The sequence below is a fragment of the Pseudoalteromonas lipolytica genome, from assembly GCF_900116435.1.
Lineage (GTDB): Bacteria > Pseudomonadota > Gammaproteobacteria > Enterobacterales > Alteromonadaceae > Pseudoalteromonas > Pseudoalteromonas lipolytica.
In genome coordinates, this window is the sequence record NZ_FPAZ01000017.1 from 22,947 (window position 1) to 37,879 (window position 14,933).

The 14,933-nt window shown below is 41.7% G+C and carries 13 protein-coding genes; 6 read left to right on the forward strand and 7 right to left on the reverse strand.

The features are described from left to right. Nucleotides 1–98 precede the first annotated feature (98 nt). Entirely contained in the window at nt 99–1,532 is a 1,434-nt protein-coding gene (locus BM378_RS16335; RefSeq protein ID WP_036974457.1) for an aminotransferase-like domain-containing protein, read from the forward strand. 63 nt (nt 1,533–1,595) lie between these two features. Here BM378_RS16335 and BM378_RS16340 read toward each other — a convergent pair whose 3' ends face one another. Beyond that, nucleotides 1,596–2,396, reverse strand: a complete 801-nt coding sequence (locus BM378_RS16340; protein ID WP_036974355.1) for a YggN family protein — start codon at nt 2,394–2,396, stop codon at nt 1,596–1,598. Nucleotides 2,397–2,787: 391 nt separating this feature from the next. Between BM378_RS16340 and BM378_RS16345 the strand changes: the two genes are divergently transcribed. Continuing rightward, complete coding sequence (locus tag BM378_RS16345) at nt 2,788–2,976, forward strand: PA3496 family putative envelope integrity protein (protein ID WP_036974357.1); 189 nt, start codon at nt 2,788–2,790, stop codon at nt 2,974–2,976. Between the two features lie 54 nt (nt 2,977–3,030). Here BM378_RS16345 and BM378_RS16350 read toward each other — a convergent pair whose 3' ends face one another. Then, nucleotides 3,031–3,513 carry a glutathione peroxidase gene (locus BM378_RS16350; protein WP_036974359.1) on the reverse strand — a complete coding sequence of 161 codons (483 nt, stop codon included), beginning with the start codon at nt 3,511–3,513 and terminating at the stop codon, nt 3,031–3,033. A gap of 67 nt (nt 3,514–3,580) precedes the next feature. After that, nucleotides 3,581–4,447, reverse strand: coding sequence for a LysR family transcriptional regulator (locus tag BM378_RS16355; protein ID WP_051501983.1), 867 nt, complete (start codon nt 4,445–4,447; stop codon nt 3,581–3,583). 157 nt (nt 4,448–4,604) lie between these two features. Between BM378_RS16355 and BM378_RS16360 the strand changes: the two genes are divergently transcribed. After that, nucleotides 4,605–5,759 (forward strand): iron-containing alcohol dehydrogenase, encoded by a 1,155-nt coding sequence (locus tag BM378_RS16360; protein WP_036974363.1) that lies wholly within the window; start codon nt 4,605–4,607, stop codon nt 5,757–5,759. 6 nt (nt 5,760–5,765) lie between these two features. On the opposite strand, the gene BM378_RS16365 is transcribed toward BM378_RS16360, so the two are convergent. Together BM378_RS16365 and BM378_RS16370 are read right to left on the reverse strand one after the other, a co-directional pair. Beyond that, nucleotides 5,766–6,065 carry an AzlD domain-containing protein gene (locus BM378_RS16365; RefSeq protein WP_074989611.1) on the reverse strand — a complete coding sequence of 100 codons (300 nt, stop codon included), beginning with the start codon at nt 6,063–6,065 and terminating at the stop codon, nt 5,766–5,768. Further along, nucleotides 6,062–6,769, reverse strand: coding sequence for an AzlC family ABC transporter permease (locus BM378_RS16370; RefSeq protein WP_036974367.1), 708 nt, complete (start codon nt 6,767–6,769; stop codon nt 6,062–6,064). Before BM378_RS16370 ends, BM378_RS16365 begins: the two co-directional genes overlap by 4 nt. 153 nt (nt 6,770–6,922) lie before the next feature. Between BM378_RS16370 and BM378_RS16375 the strand changes: the two genes are divergently transcribed. Beyond that, a complete protein-coding gene (locus tag BM378_RS16375; RefSeq protein ID WP_074989612.1) occupies nt 6,923–7,573 on the forward strand; it encodes a cytochrome b/b6 domain-containing protein in 651 nt (216 codons plus the stop codon). Nucleotides 7,574–7,634: 61 nt separating this feature from the next. On the opposite strand, the gene BM378_RS16380 is transcribed toward BM378_RS16375, so the two are convergent. Beyond that, the gene (locus BM378_RS16380) at nt 7,635–8,087 is read right to left on the reverse strand and encodes a c-type cytochrome (protein WP_074989613.1); all 453 of its coding nucleotides are present in this window, start codon (nt 8,085–8,087) and stop codon (nt 7,635–7,637) included. A 103-nt stretch (nt 8,088–8,190) separates the two neighbouring features. Continuing rightward, complete coding sequence (locus BM378_RS16385) at nt 8,191–8,661, reverse strand: DUF2721 domain-containing protein (RefSeq protein WP_036974373.1); 471 nt, start codon at nt 8,659–8,661, stop codon at nt 8,191–8,193. A 238-nt stretch (nt 8,662–8,899) separates the two neighbouring features. On the opposite strand from BM378_RS16385, the gene BM378_RS16390 reads away from it, so the two are divergent. Beyond that, nucleotides 8,900–12,598: a S8 family serine peptidase gene (locus tag BM378_RS16390; RefSeq protein ID WP_074989614.1), complete on the forward strand. Its 3,699-nt coding sequence runs from the start codon at nt 8,900–8,902 to the stop codon at nt 12,596–12,598. Between the two features lie 129 nt (nt 12,599–12,727). After that, nucleotides 12,728–14,902, forward strand: a complete 2,175-nt coding sequence (locus tag BM378_RS16395) for a S9 family peptidase (RefSeq protein WP_036974377.1) — start codon at nt 12,728–12,730, stop codon at nt 14,900–14,902. Nucleotides 14,903–14,933 lie beyond the last annotated feature (31 nt).

Genomic DNA, 14,933 nt, shown 5'->3' on the forward strand with positions numbered 1-14,933 from the left:
AATAGGGTAAGTGTGTTTATTTTAATTTGATTCTGTATACTTAACATATACAGAAAACTACAAATGCAACCTATACAGTTTGGTGAGCTATGTCACAAGTGATCAGTCGCAGTAACAGTCAGTTCTTGTATCAGCAAGTGACTCAGTTAGTAAGAGATTTATCGTCACAGGGATCGTTATTACCCGGAGAAAAACTCCCTTCATTGCGAAAAATGGCTGAAAAGCTTAATGTCAGTATTCCTACCGTTAAGCAGGCCTATCAGCTTCTTGAGGGGCAAGGGTTGATTGAAGCGAGAGAGAAGTCGGGATACTTTTTAAAATCATCGCAGTTAAATCAATCAAGACCCAAGCGCGTGAAATTAAGCCGCGAGCCAATGACTGTCAACAAGCAAGCGCTGATAGAGCAAGTTTATAGCGCAATTCACAAAGCCAATGTTGTCCCGTTTGGTATTGCTAATCCAATTGCTGCGGCACCCACCGATAAAGCATTAGCACGAACGATGCGCCGAGTGATGACATTGGCCGGAGCTACGGTAATTAATTATGGGCCGATGGATGGCTTTGCTCCGTTAAAAAAGCAATTGATTCATCGTTATTTAGATTTCGGAATTGGTGTGGCGAGCGATGAATTGGTGATCACCAATGGGGCACAAGAAGCGCTTGCCATTGCACTAAAATGCGTGGCAAAACCTGGTGATGTGATTGCGATTGAATCACCTTGTTACTTTGGCATCATTGAGTTAATTGAAAGTTTAGGATTGAAAGCGCTGGAAATCCCACTATGCCCAGATGAAGGCATTTGGTTAGATGACTTACAACAGGCGCTAGATGAGCATGATATAAAAGCATGCGTGTTCTCTACCTCATTGAATAACCCTGTGGGGAGTTTTATGCCTGATAGTAAGCGTGAACAGCTGGTCGCTTTACTTGAGGCTCGTGATGTTGTGCTGATAGAGGATGATGTATACGGTGATCTACATTACACCGCAAAACGTGCTACACCAGCGCAGGCTTACTCTAAAAAAGGATTGGTGATCACCTGCGCCTCATTTTCAAAAACGGCTGCACCGAGTTATCGGATTGGTTGGATTATTGCGGGCCAGTTTGCTGAACAAGCCAGACGTTTTAAACGAGCCTTGAGCTGCTCAGCGCCATTGATCAATCAATGGACCTTGTATGAATTTATTGCCAGTGGTGAATACGACAGAAATATTCGTTTATTACGCCAGCGACTAAGTGCTAACAAAGAGCGAATGATTTGGTGCCTGCAGCAATATATGCCAAGTTGTGCACGTATTAGTAACCCGCAGGGAGGGTGTGTTATTTGGGTGGACTTAGGGAGTCAATATGATGCCGTTAAACTATTCCATTTAGCATTAGATGCGGGGATTAGTATTACTCCTGGGCTTATTTTTTCGGCGGGGAAAAAATACCGCAGCTGTTTTCGATTAAGCTATGGTTTGCCTTGGTCAGAGCGTTTGGAAGACGCAGTCAAAACGTTGTCACAACTAACCGTACTTGCAAAAAAATAAAAAAAGCGCAGAGCAAGCTCTGCGCCATAAGACCAAGTAGATTGGTTCAGGGATGTTAATGCATTACAGGGTGTTCTGTTTGAACGTGAACAGTTGGTATTCTTTGAGTTGTGGCACTAAAGCAACGAGCTGTTGCTCTTTGTGAGCAATATCGGCAAAGCTGCCACACAATGCGTCGGCACGTTTTTCAAGTTGCGCTGCTTGTGTTTCTACACGCGCTTCGATTTGTTCACCCATGTTTTCCATGCGCTGTTCAAACGTGTCCATGTCACCACCCGAGCCAAGAAGCTCAGAGCCTAGTGCAACTAAAATACTGCCCATTGATTGCATCATTGCCGATTCAACTGCAGACTCAATTTGTTGGTCGAATTGTTCATCAAAATTTTGACCAAACTTTTCAAAACTTTGCTGACCCATGGTGAATGCACCTTGTTGGTAAAAGGTATTTTGCACTTCTACACTAATCTCATCCATTAATTCAGAGATGTCATCAAAGCCACTAATGTTGAATGCGTTTGCCACTTCTTCAATTGCAACACCGGCAATTTTCACACCCTCTAGAGCAATGTTTGCCACTTCGGGTAGTTGGCTACGTAAGCTATCTGAGTAATTTGCAATAGCTTGTTGTTGAGATGCATTCAGCGAGATGTTTTCGCCATCAATGTATAAGTTATTTTGATCAATGATTTTCATTGTGCTGTTATCAGCAGTGAACACTTCTAATTCGTTTGGCGTGATGCGAACATCGTTCTTGAACTCAACATCACATTGCTCACCACTGAATGAAATATGCGTATCATTATCGTTATGAGCCATAGCGCTGGTTGCGATAAATAAAGAACTTACTAACAATAACTTTTTCATTTTTTTCTTTCCTGTTTGAAATGACGAAAATAAATAATCAAACTTAATGCCAAGGTTTTTATTGTGTTTATTTTCATTGAGTTATGTTGTTTTTGAGGTTTTTTAAAATGAAAGCTGTTTGGTTTTTTAACCATTTTTTAGTCAAATTAACTAAAAAACATACATGGATAAATGTGTTTTATCGAAACGATAAAAAACTCTCACTTTTCAGAAATCAAATTTAGCGCTATTTATTCACAATATTGACATATCGCCACTTTAGCATGGCGGTGTGGCTTTATTTTGGTGGTTTTTTACATACTAAATAACCACTGAGCTTTTTAATCTTTGCCAATTCACAGAGCAAATTTTAATCTCCTGAATTGGTCTCAAACACTTTATGGAGTGGGTTGTGGGTAAGACATTTAGTTATGATGCGCTAGATGACGATTTTGTTGAAGACGAGTACGAAATGGTCGGGCGTAATCAACACGACAAGAAAAAGCAACGCGTTAAGAAGAAGTTGGAAGACTATCTTGAGCAAAAACGCTTGCGCAGAAACTTAGGCGAAGACGACTTTGATGAGTACATGAACGACTAAGCATAAATTTAGATAAAGAGGCTATTGCCTCTTTATTGCTTTTTGATTCGAGGTTTATTTGCTCAGTGCCGTAATAATTGCAGACTCGATGTGTTCTGGTTTAGTGAGGGGCGCGAATCGTTTAATCGCTTTACCATCCCTACCAATCAGAAACTTTGTAAAGTTCCACTTTATTTTACGGGTGATAAAGCCCGGTAATTCTGATTTTAGGTGCCTAAAGACAGGGTGAGCATGTTCACCATTGACATCCACCTTACTCATCATTAAGAAACTCACGCCATAGTTGATGAGGCAGCCTTCCTTGATTTCTTTTGTGTCACCGGGCTCTTGTTTACCAAACTGATTACACGGAAAGCCGATAATAATGAGGCCTTGATCATGGTATTTTTCGTGCAATTTTTGCAGGCCTTCGTATTGTGGTGTAAAACCACACTTGCTCGCTGTATTGACGACTAAAACGACTTTATTTTCGAAATCAGAAAAGTGAACCGTTTGGCCTTGTAAGTTGGTTGCTGAGAGTTGATAAAATTCGTTCATAATAGTGACTTTTTATTATTATTTGATTGATTCTAACCCGCTTGCCTTATTTCTGAAAGTGTGAATTTTATTCAGCGAATTCATTGGTAAGGTGCTCAATTAGTAAACGTACGCGGTAAGGCAAGAGATCTTTGCGCGGATACACCAACCAAGAGGCGTTGTCGCTGACTTGAAAGTCATCCAGCACTGTTACAAGTTGCCCTTTTGCAATATAGGGCTCAACAATGTCGTGTGCCAAATGCGCGATTCCGATGCCAGCAATAGCTGCACTTAGAATGGCTTGAGGGTGATTGCTGCGCCAATTGCCATTTATACGGACTTCTTTGATGTGTTCATCAATGTTAAAACGCCAACGTTTTCTCATCGCGATTAGGCAATTGTGTTCAGTCAACTCATAAGGGTGCGTTAAGCGTGGATGGTTGGCTAGGTATTCAGGGCTTGCGACAAGCGTCATTATTCGCTTGCAAAGAGGTCTGGCGATAAGATTGGAGTCTTCCATGCGGCCAAAACGAACGGCTAAGTCAAAGCCCTCTTCAACTAAATTGACATTACGGCTATTGAAGTCGATTTCGACTTCGACCTCTGGGTAGCGTTTGACAAATTCGGCAACTTTCGGTGCAACTTGATTGGCAACAAATTCACCGGCACCTGTGATACGAATAAGCCCTTTAGGTTGGCGTTGCTCACCCTGTAACTGGTTATTCGCATCGATAAGCTCTTGCCGGATTGCTTTAAGTTTGATCGCATATTCTTTTCCGGCCTCTGTCAGGCTTATTTTTCGCGTGGTACGCTGAAAAAGGACTGACCCTAAGCGGTTTTCAAGTTGTTGAATTTGCCTACTAATATGTGAAGTAGAGACCTCCATCGCCTTGGCTGCATGGGTAAAGCTCCCTTGCTCAACAACATATAAAAATTCGTCTAAACCTTGCCACATATTCATATCCTAAGATTTCTAGCTAGTGTGAGTTTACGTTAATTATTGTTGCATTACTGCAAAAGTGATTATCTATTTTACCGCTTTATCCCTATATAAAAATAACTAAAATGGTTTATTCTCTGATAAAAACTCACATCAACGATGAGGAAGCCACATGTTAAATTTTAGTTTTGAAAACCCAACCAAGATTCATTTTGGTGAGCAACAGATTAAAGAGATTCAGTCAGAAATCCCTAAAAATGCCAAAGTACTCGTCACTTATGGTGGTGGCAGCATTAAGAAAAATGGCGTTTATGATCAGGTTAAAGCAGCATTAAGTGAGCATACGTGGTTTGAGTTTGCAGGTATTGAGCCAAACCCAAGTTACCAAACCTGTATGAAAGCCGTAGAGCTTGTTAAAGAAAAGCAGATTGATTTCATTCTGGCTGTAGGTGGGGGTTCTGTGGTTGATGGCAGTAAGTTTATTGCCGCTGCGGCTGAATTCACGGGTGAGCCTTGGGATATTTTAGCAAACGGCGCAGAAGTAAAATCGGCGGTTGCACTCGGTGTGGTACTGACCTTGCCTGCAACGGGGTCTGAGTCGAATACCTTTAGTGTTGTCTCAAACCTTGAAACTCACGATAAACTTCCATTTGCCAGTGAGTATGTGCGCCCTCGTTTTGCGGTACTTGACCCCGCAGTAACGTTTTCATTACCAGAGCGCCAAGTGACTAACGGGATTGTTGACGCATTTGTACATACTATGGAGCAATACCTTACGTATGATGTAGGTGCAAAGTTGCAAGACCGCTTTGCCGAAGGAATTTTAATGACCCTCATTGAAGAAGGGCCTAAAGCATTCTCAGAGCCAGAAAATTATCAGGTGCGCGCTAATATTATGTGGTCAGCAACAATGGCATTAAATGGGTTGATTGGTGCGGGCGTACCTCAAGATTGGGCAACACATATGATAGGGCATGAAATGACAGCAGTGTACGGCCTTGATCATGCGCAAACCCTAGCGATTGTATTACCACGCATGATGGCTGAGCAAAAAGACACTAAGCGCGGTAAGTTACTACAATATGCAGAACGTGTGCTGGGACTGGATATTACCAATGAAGAGGCGGCAATTGAACACGCGATAGCTGCAACGGAAGCTTTCTTCCACAGTGTTAAAATGCCAACACGTTTGAGCGATTATAACTTAGACGACAGTGTGGCAGATAAGCTTGTTGCGCAGTTAGAGCGCCATGGCATGACTGCTCTGGGTGAGCGTGAGCAAGTGACACTTGAGAAAAGCCGCGCTATTTTGCTCGCCAGCGTATAAGTTGCGTTAGCTCAAGATTATAAATAATCCCATCCCTGCCAGTGTTGTGTAGTAAATGTTGTGTGTTTTGTAAGCCACAATAACGGAAAGTACCGCAGCAATTAGGTAGGGATTTTGCCAATCTAAATTAATCCCTTCATCATTAATAAATACAATGGGCACCCAAATAGCAGTGAGCACGGCAGGAGCACTAAAACTCAAAAACTGCTGCATTTTAGGGCCTACCTTAAAAGGCAAAGCGCGGTGTAGAAACAAGTAACGCGTAAAAAAAGTAATACACGCCATTAATACAATCGTGGTCATCATGCACTATGCTCCTCTTTTGCTTGCCAGCGGCTAATTGCGTACCCAACCGACATAGCAATCAGTGCTGCTGTTACTAACCATAACTGAAAACCGTGGCTTTTAAGGAGGGTTGCAACGACTCCTGCGGTGACGACGGTGGCAAGAGTTGCGAGGTTTTTCACCCCTGGCACCACTAATGCAATAAAAGTGGCGGCAATAGCAAAATCAAGGCCTAGGTTTGTTAAATCGGGCAATAAGCTGCCAGCAACAATACCAAGCAATGTCCATATGTTCCATGCGATATAAAAACTAAAGCCAGCACTTAAAGCATAAATAAGGCGCAGCTTTGTTTGGTAGGCTTTAGGGTGATGCGAAAAAGCAAATAACTCATCGGTTAAAACAAAGCTGACAGGTAAACGCCAACCAAATGGTTGATCAATGACTTTATGGCGGATGGCTAGGCCATACAAAAAGTGTCTTGAACTTATAATAAGCGTGGTAAATAAAATAGTGAGTAAGGGGGTATTGCCAGCCATTAATTCAATCGCGACTAACTGCGCAGAACCGGCAAATACGAGTAGTGACATTGCTTGTGTTTCAAACGCACTAAAACCATTTTGGATTGCTAAAGAGCCACACAGAATGCCCCATGGGATGACGGCTAAACATAGCGGGAGCATGTCGAAAAAGCCTTTTAATAACGCTTTGAGAATAGGTTTTTGCATTTTATCGCTCTTACTTGTTGTTATGGCTCAGATCAAAACACCTGTAATAGAGGCGTGTCAAAATAACCGAAGTTTGCAATAATGTATACCCCAATGCCTTACCGGTTCTGGTCTTTTTAAGTGCTTTGAGTATATTTCATAGGGAGCGTTATCATGTCTAAAGTGAAAGTATGGGATGGCTTTATAAGAAGCTTTCATTGGTTATTAGTTGTTGCAATTGCAACGCTTTATTTTAGTGCTGAAGAAGGCATGCTGGAGCTACATTTTGCAACCGGGTATTTCACGCTAGCGCTCATAATCACGCGTCTTATATGGGGGGTTATTGGCAGTAAAACGGCCAAGCTGTCCTCATTGATACATTCACCGATTGCGGCAATTAAGTCATTTAAAAATAATGAGCATAAAGCTGGTCACGGGGCTGCCGGCAGCTATATGGTCATCGCGTTTTTTATATTAATTTTGGCGCAACTAGGCTCAGGATTGATGACCAGCGATGACATACTTACCGATGGACCGCTTGTTAAATATGTATCTACGGACACGGTTGAGTTTGCAGGTTGGTTACATCACCTGAACTTTGATATTTTGCTGTATGCTATTGTGCTGCATGTAATTGCGATTGTGATATATCGTATTAAAGGCAAGAACCTCGTTAAACCAATGCTGACGGGCAGTAGTGAGCAAGTTTCTGTGACTGAGCCTGTGACAAAATCACCCTTGCTTGCATTCGTTATTTTTGCGCTGTGTTTAGTGGTACTCTTTACCACATGGGGTGCTGAGCCATTAAGTTATTTGTTTAGTTGAGTGAGTTAAGTGAGTTAAGTGTTAAAAAAGGCGCAGACGGCGCCTTTTTTAATGTCGTTGACTAGTCTTTAAATGACTTATGACAGTCTTTACATCCTTTAGCCCACGCACCGAATGCTTTACCAATTACTTTCTGATCACCACTTTTTGCTGCAACCGCAAGTTCATCCGCATATTGCTGGAAAGCGACTGCTTTTTTCATAAAAGTGTCGTTATCGTTCCACACCGCGGGAAGCGCTGATGTTTCGCCTTTGTCTGAACCTGCAACAAATGCTTCCCATGGCATTTTTGATAAAGCGGCAGCATTATTTGCTCGCATTTGGAAGCGCTCAGCATCAAAAGGGACTTTTCCTTTTAACATGTCGCCCATATCACCAATTTGTACACGGATCATAGAAAACGCAGCTTGGCGGTATTCAATCGCGTCGCTAGGTTCTTCGAATACGGTGCTTGCTGTTGCGCCTAGTGCCAGTGTCGATAACATGGTACCTAATACTAAGTGTTTTAATTTCATTCCTTTTGCCCCTTTAGATGTCATAAAGATAAACTGTTTGAGTTGTATCTTAGCTAGGTGTTTTATTCAAGTGTAATGCGGTTAATCTTAACTTAAGTTTAATTTAATCATTAATATCAATGTCAGCGAAGATCATCCCGCGTCGCATGCTACGTGTTGCTAAGAAAACTTCGCCAAGTAACGATAAAAAGCCACAAATGAGCAGTGCCATCGCAGCCACAAAGCAACTCGCAATGGTCACACTTAAGTTGATAGAGTGAATGTGTGATAAAAATAAACACATAACCACGGCGCACACGAGCAAAGCACTTAATACACTTGCACTAAATGCAATATGAATACAGCGAGAACGTTTTAGCAGGGCTCTTAATTCTGTGGTCAGTGACTTATTGAACTCTTCGTCGGTACTGACTTTTAGCTTTCGCTCTAACTGCCTAGCGCGGTCTGTAATACGCGCTAAACGATTTGATAAAACACCTAAGGTTGCCGCAATACCGGTGATTAAAAAGACCGGAGCGACAGCGGTTTGTATAACCTTTGCCATAGTTAGTATGTTAATGACTTCTGAGTTCATTGTGCCTTACTCTACTCTAAAAATATTACTTTCGTTTACAAACGTTTACATCTGAGTTTTTATTTTTATATTCTTTTAAAACAAGGTTTTATTTGTTTTTCGGGTTCTTTATTGAGTTGATATGTAATCATGGTGTAATCAAGATGTTGTTCCTACTAATGTTTACGTTTTATATTGGCACTGAAACGTAGTTTCAATTGCTATTTAGACGATAACATAACATATCCCAGGGGAACCCATGTCTAATAACCTAATAAAAAGAACAACGATTGCTTTAGCTGTAACAAGTGCACTATGTGCCAGCGCGCAAGCGAATGATTTTTCAAAATATAATCTAGCAGGTAAAGAATTAATTAAACCGAGTGCGGTAAGTAAAAAAGAACAAAATACTCAAAGCGAAGTGACTAGTTGGTTAATAAAATTAAATGCGCCAGCAACTATTAGTGCGAAAAGTTTAGGGGCAGATGTTGCCTCAGTTCAGGCACAAGCTAAATTAGCACAGGCGAGCGTTGAGCAAGCTATTCAGAGTATGGACTTACCCGTTCAAGTCGTAGCTAAGACATCAACACTTGTAAGTTCGGTTGTTGTGAATGGTAACAAACAAGATATCGCAAAATTACTTTCAAATCCGCAAGTTGAAGGTATTTATCCCGTCTATGATTACAAACTACATGTAGCTGATAGTGCTGACTATATTGAAGCGACTCCGCTTGTAGCGAATGGCTTAGCGACGGGTCAAGGTGTACGTGTTGCTGTACTAGATACAGGTATTGATTATACGCACACTGCATTTGGTGGTGAAGGCACTGAAGCAGCTTATGAAGCAGCCATTGCAGATCCTACAACTGTTGATTGGCCGCAAGGAAAAGTGCTTGGTGGTTTCGATTACATTAATAATGATGCGGATCCTATTGATGTAACGACAAACCATGGTACGCATGTATCTCACTCTGTGAATGGCATTGCACCAAATGTTGATTTATTTGTTTATTCAGTGTGTGCTGCTAACTGTCCTGGACTGGCGCAATTACTTGCGTTAGAGAATGCGATGGACCCTGATGGTGATGGTGATATTTCTGATCGTGTAGATGTCATTAATATGTCTTTAGGTGGTGACTATGGTGACATTGCTAACGACGCGGTTGGACTTTTCATTAATGAGGCTGTGAAGCTAGGCACTAACGTGGTTATTTCAGCGGGTAATGATGGTGCATACCCATTTATTGTTGGTGGTCCGAGTACAACAGAGAATGCGTTGTCTGTTGGAGCAATGACTCACCCTGCAGAAGAGCAGTCAGTTGCTAGCGGTACAGTTAACGGTGAAGAAACTATTGTTCAGCCAGCTAGCTTTGGCCCACAAACTGCATTTAGTTACACAAATGACAACATTGAATTAGTTTACCCAGAAGCAAATCAGGCAGCGTGTGAAGCATTTGCTGATGAAGTTGATTTTACTGGCAAAGGTGTGATTATTGACCGTGGTGAGTGTGCATTCACAGTCAAAGTATTAGCAGCTCAAGCAAAGGGTGCTGAGTTCGTTGTCATTGCAAATAATACAGATGATGGCACGCCAGCACCTATGGGCGGTGCTGATGCAGCGGTCACAATTCCTTCTGTAGGTGTAACATTTACAGCGGGTGCTGCGCTTAAAGCGGGTGGAACATTTAACTTAACTGTTGAGCGTTTAGTATTGTCTGGTGCAATTGCAGACTTTACATCACGTGGCCCATCAATGGGCGGTTTATTAAAACCAGAAATTACCGCACCAGGCGTGAACATTATGACGGCTCATCCAGGTCTTGGTGATGGTTTAACTGGGGCTACAGGTACTTCGTTCTCTGGTCCTATCACGGCTGGTGCAGTGAGTTTACTGAAAGAAGCATTACCAGAGCGCAATGCACTTGAAATTAAAGCAACATTAATGAATACCGCTAACTTAAACGTAACAATGGAGCCATTAGCACTTAACCCTGATGCTGAACTTGCGCCAATTAGTTACATCGGTGCAGGTTTAGTTGATGTTAATAAAGCTGCTAACTTACCTGTTGCAGCTTGGGCAGCAGATACTAAACAAGCGGCTCTTTCATTTGGTTTAGTGAATGCATCAGAAACAGTTAATTTAACAAAAACGGTACAAGTTAAGAACTTCTCGAATGAAGTAAAAGTGTATTCGCTTTCTTTAGAACAGCGTTATCAAAATGATATTGACCGTGGTTCATTCTCATTAGATTACCCAGAGACAATCACTGTTCCTGCAGGTCAAACGCTATCATTCGATGTGACAGCAACGATTGACCCTACTACATTACCAGAATGGACACTGACGGATGATAACATTGGCTCACAAGCAGTCACTGCTGATTTAACAAACTTAGAGCTTGATGGTGCGTTAGTCTTCTCTGATGGTAGTGAAAAAGCATTCCACCTTGTGTATCACGTATTACCAAAAGCAAATGCTGCAATGAGCTTTACTCCTGTGATGACAGAAAATGGCCTTGCTCATACGTTAACTAATACAGGTGCAGTGGCACTTGAGCCTGTATTTGCACCAACAGTAATGACTGACGACATAGATGAAGACCAACGCTTTGATTTAGTGGGCGCGTCAATTGAGACGTTTGCTGTGCCAACAGAAGTCTGTGCAAGCGGTTTTGTTACTTTAACTACAATGGTGATGAACGAAGGTATTACGCATTCTTATGTGGGTGGCTTCATGGCTGACTTCGATATAGACCAAGATGGTACATACGATGTAACAGTTCAAAATGGTAAACTTGAATGGTTCTATGATGTTGAGCCTGGTACCGCAATTACCTTTACACATGGTTATGGAAGTGGCTCTGGCGCGCTGAACAATATTTATCAAATCATTGGTAATAATCATTTAACAATGCAAAGCTGTTTAGGTGATTTTGGTTTAACCGCAGAAGATGTTGGTAGAGCTACAGTAAATGTACGTTTCCGTACAGAGGAAGAAACTTGGACACCAATTGCTTCGGGCTCAGGCGATGTTGCAATGGGGACTTATACGTTTAAAGATGCATCTAATGATGTGTATGCAGCATTAGTTGATGAAGCGGGTGAAATAGTTAGCTCTTTAGAGCCAGGTGCTTCAGCAACGTTATTAAACGCAGGTGCAGACTTCATGATCCTGTCTGATTCAGGATCGAAAGCATTTGTAGCTACGCCAAGTGAGGACGCTGATGTTGCTCCTGTTCTTGAGGATGCTTCTTTTACAGTGGATGAAAACACTGCTGTAGATACTGTGATTGGTTCATTAGAGGCCACTTACGGGGCTGCTCTTGCTAACCCTATTGCTGAGTATATTGTGCTTAGTTCTAACTCAACAGCCGTTTCAGTGACAGCTGAAGGTGATGTAGTAGTAATGAATGCAGATGTGCTGGATTACGATGCGGGCTTGACTTCTATCGAGCTTGAAGTCGTTGCTGTAGATTCTGCAGGTAATATCTCTGAGCCTGCAATGATAACTGTTGAAGTAATCAATGTTGCAGATGAGCCTGAAGAAGTTTATCCTGTAATTGATGCGGACTTAGGTGAGTTCTCTGTTCAAGAGAATGCCACTGAAGGTACGGTCATTGGTACAATTACAGCAACTGATCCTGACTCAGATCTTACTCCAATCGTGTCGTATGAAGTGACAGGCAGTGACAGTATTGGTATTAGTGATGCTGGCGAGTTGGTGGTTGCAGGTATTATCGATTATGAGCAAACAAGCTCTATCGAAGTTTCTGTAACTGCGGTTGATTCAGCTGGTAATAAATCAGAAGCAGTCACAGTTACTATTGCTGTTACTCAAGATCCTAGAGAGGACGTAGTGGTTGAAAAACCTAAGAAGAAGTCTTCATCAGGTTCATTAGCATGGTTAACTTTACTAGCTGCACCGTTTGCATTTATGCGCCGTCGCAAGCAAAAGTAATGACTTGATTTGTAATTAATAAAGGGAGCTTCGGCTCCCTTTTTACATTGCTTCACAAAGCATGCTTATATCTTGCTCTGTTTTTACTTATATTGGAGGATGAATAATAAAAAATACAACAGGAATCTCATGAACGTTGGTTACTCTCTCTGCTTTGCAGCACTCTCATTTGCCGTTTTAACGGCGTGTAATAAAGTCCCTGATACCGCACATAATATTGAGCAATCACGTATTACAGAAAATGCAGGTATAGCGGCACCTATTGCAAAAAAAATTCGCCATGAAATGAGTATTCATGGTGATACGCGTGTCGATAACTATTACTGGATGCGTGATGATGCGCGTAAAAATGAGGCGGTAATTGCCCACCTCACTGCTGAAAATACTTACGTAGATCGCACGATGGCGCATACAAAAGCGCTGCAAGATACACTTTTTAATGAGCTTAAAAGTCGTATAGAGAAAGACGATAACTCTGTGGCTACCAAAAAGGGAGACTATTATTACTCATCGCAGACGCGAGGTGATGATGAGTATCCAATTTATGTGCGAAGCAAATCCAGTGATGGTAACAACCAACAAGTCATATTGGATGTTAATGAACTTGCTAAAGAGCATGACTACTTTGCTGTAACAGGCATAGAGGTAAGCCCTAATGGGCATTTATTGGCATACGGTGAAGATACTTTAAGTCGGCGTATTTATACCATTAGAGTGAAAGACTTGGTCAGTGGTGAGCGACTGGCAGATACGATAGAAGGGAGTGAGGGAGATGTTGTTTGGGCAAATGACAACCGCACTTTTTACTACATTAAAAAAGATCCACAAACGTTATTAGGTTATCAGGTTTATCGCCATACATTAGGCACCCCACAAGCTGATGATGAACTGGTTTACGAAGAAAAAGATACTCGCTATTACACCAGCATAGGTAAGAGTAAAGACCATCAAAAGATCTATATTTATCATGAAAGTACTAGTGCTTCTGGTGTCTCTGTTATTGATGCAAATGACACAGGTGCTTTGCCGAAGCGGTTCATCGAGCGTGAACCAGAACTTGAATATAGTATTAAAAAGCACGGGGATTGGTACTACATAGTCACCAATCTACATGCCGTTAATTTTCAATTAATGAAGGTACATCAATCACAAGCGCATGATAAAGGCCATTGGCAAACGGTGATTGCGGGTAGGGATAACGTTAAACTTGAAGATATCGAGTTATTTAAGAATCATTTGGTATACAAGGAACGTGAAATGGGGCAAACCCGTTTAACTATTCGTGACTTACGAAACCAAAATGAACAAGTGATTGTTTTTAATGATCCAACTTATATGGTTGATAGCTATGGAAATTTTGAGCTGGATAATCCTCGTTTACGTGTTTACTACTCAAGTATGACAACCCCAGATACCCATTACGATATCGACCTTATAAGCGGCGAAAAAACAGTGCTTAAGCAGCGCAACGTTTTGGGTGACTTTACGCCAAGTAACTATGCATCTGAGCGTATCTATGTAACAACCCGTGATGGTGTTGATGTACCGGTCAGCCTTGTTTATCGTAAAGATAAGTTTAAAAAAGATGGCAGTAATCCTCTTTTACAATACGGTTATGGTTCGTATGGTGCGACGATGGATCCGCGTTTTTCGAGCTCGCGTTTGAGCTTACTCGACCGCGGTTTTGTGTTTGCGATTGCACATATTCGTGGCTCTCAAATGCTAGGTCGCCCTTGGTATGAAGATGGCAAATTACTTCATAAGAAAAATACGTTTAATGACTTTATTGATGTAACTAAATCTTTAGTTGCACAAAAGTATGGTGACAAAGAACGCATATTTGCCATGGGAGGCAGTGCCGGAGGGTTATTAATGGGGGCGGTCGTTAATCAAGCGCCAGAGCTTTATAGCGGGGTGATTGCTGCAGTGCCATTTGTTGATGTAGTCACCACGATGTTAGACACAAGTTTACCACTAACAACCAATGAATATGACGAGTGGGGTAATCCGAATGAAAAAGTATTTTACGATTATATGCTGTCATATTCACCGTATGATCAAGTTAAAAAACAAGCCTATCCTCATATGTTGGTCACTACGGGGTTACATGATTCGCAGGTGCAATATTTCGAACCTGCAAAGTGGGTTGCTAAACTGCGTGAATACAAAACAGACAACAATTTAGTACTCTTTAAAACTGATATGGAAGCCGGGCATGGAGGGGCGTCGGGACGCTTTAAAAGCTTACAAGACACCGCCTTGTACTATGCCTTTATGCTTGATTTAGCGGGTTATCAACAATAAGCAAAAAGGCATCAATGCGCTTTTATTGATG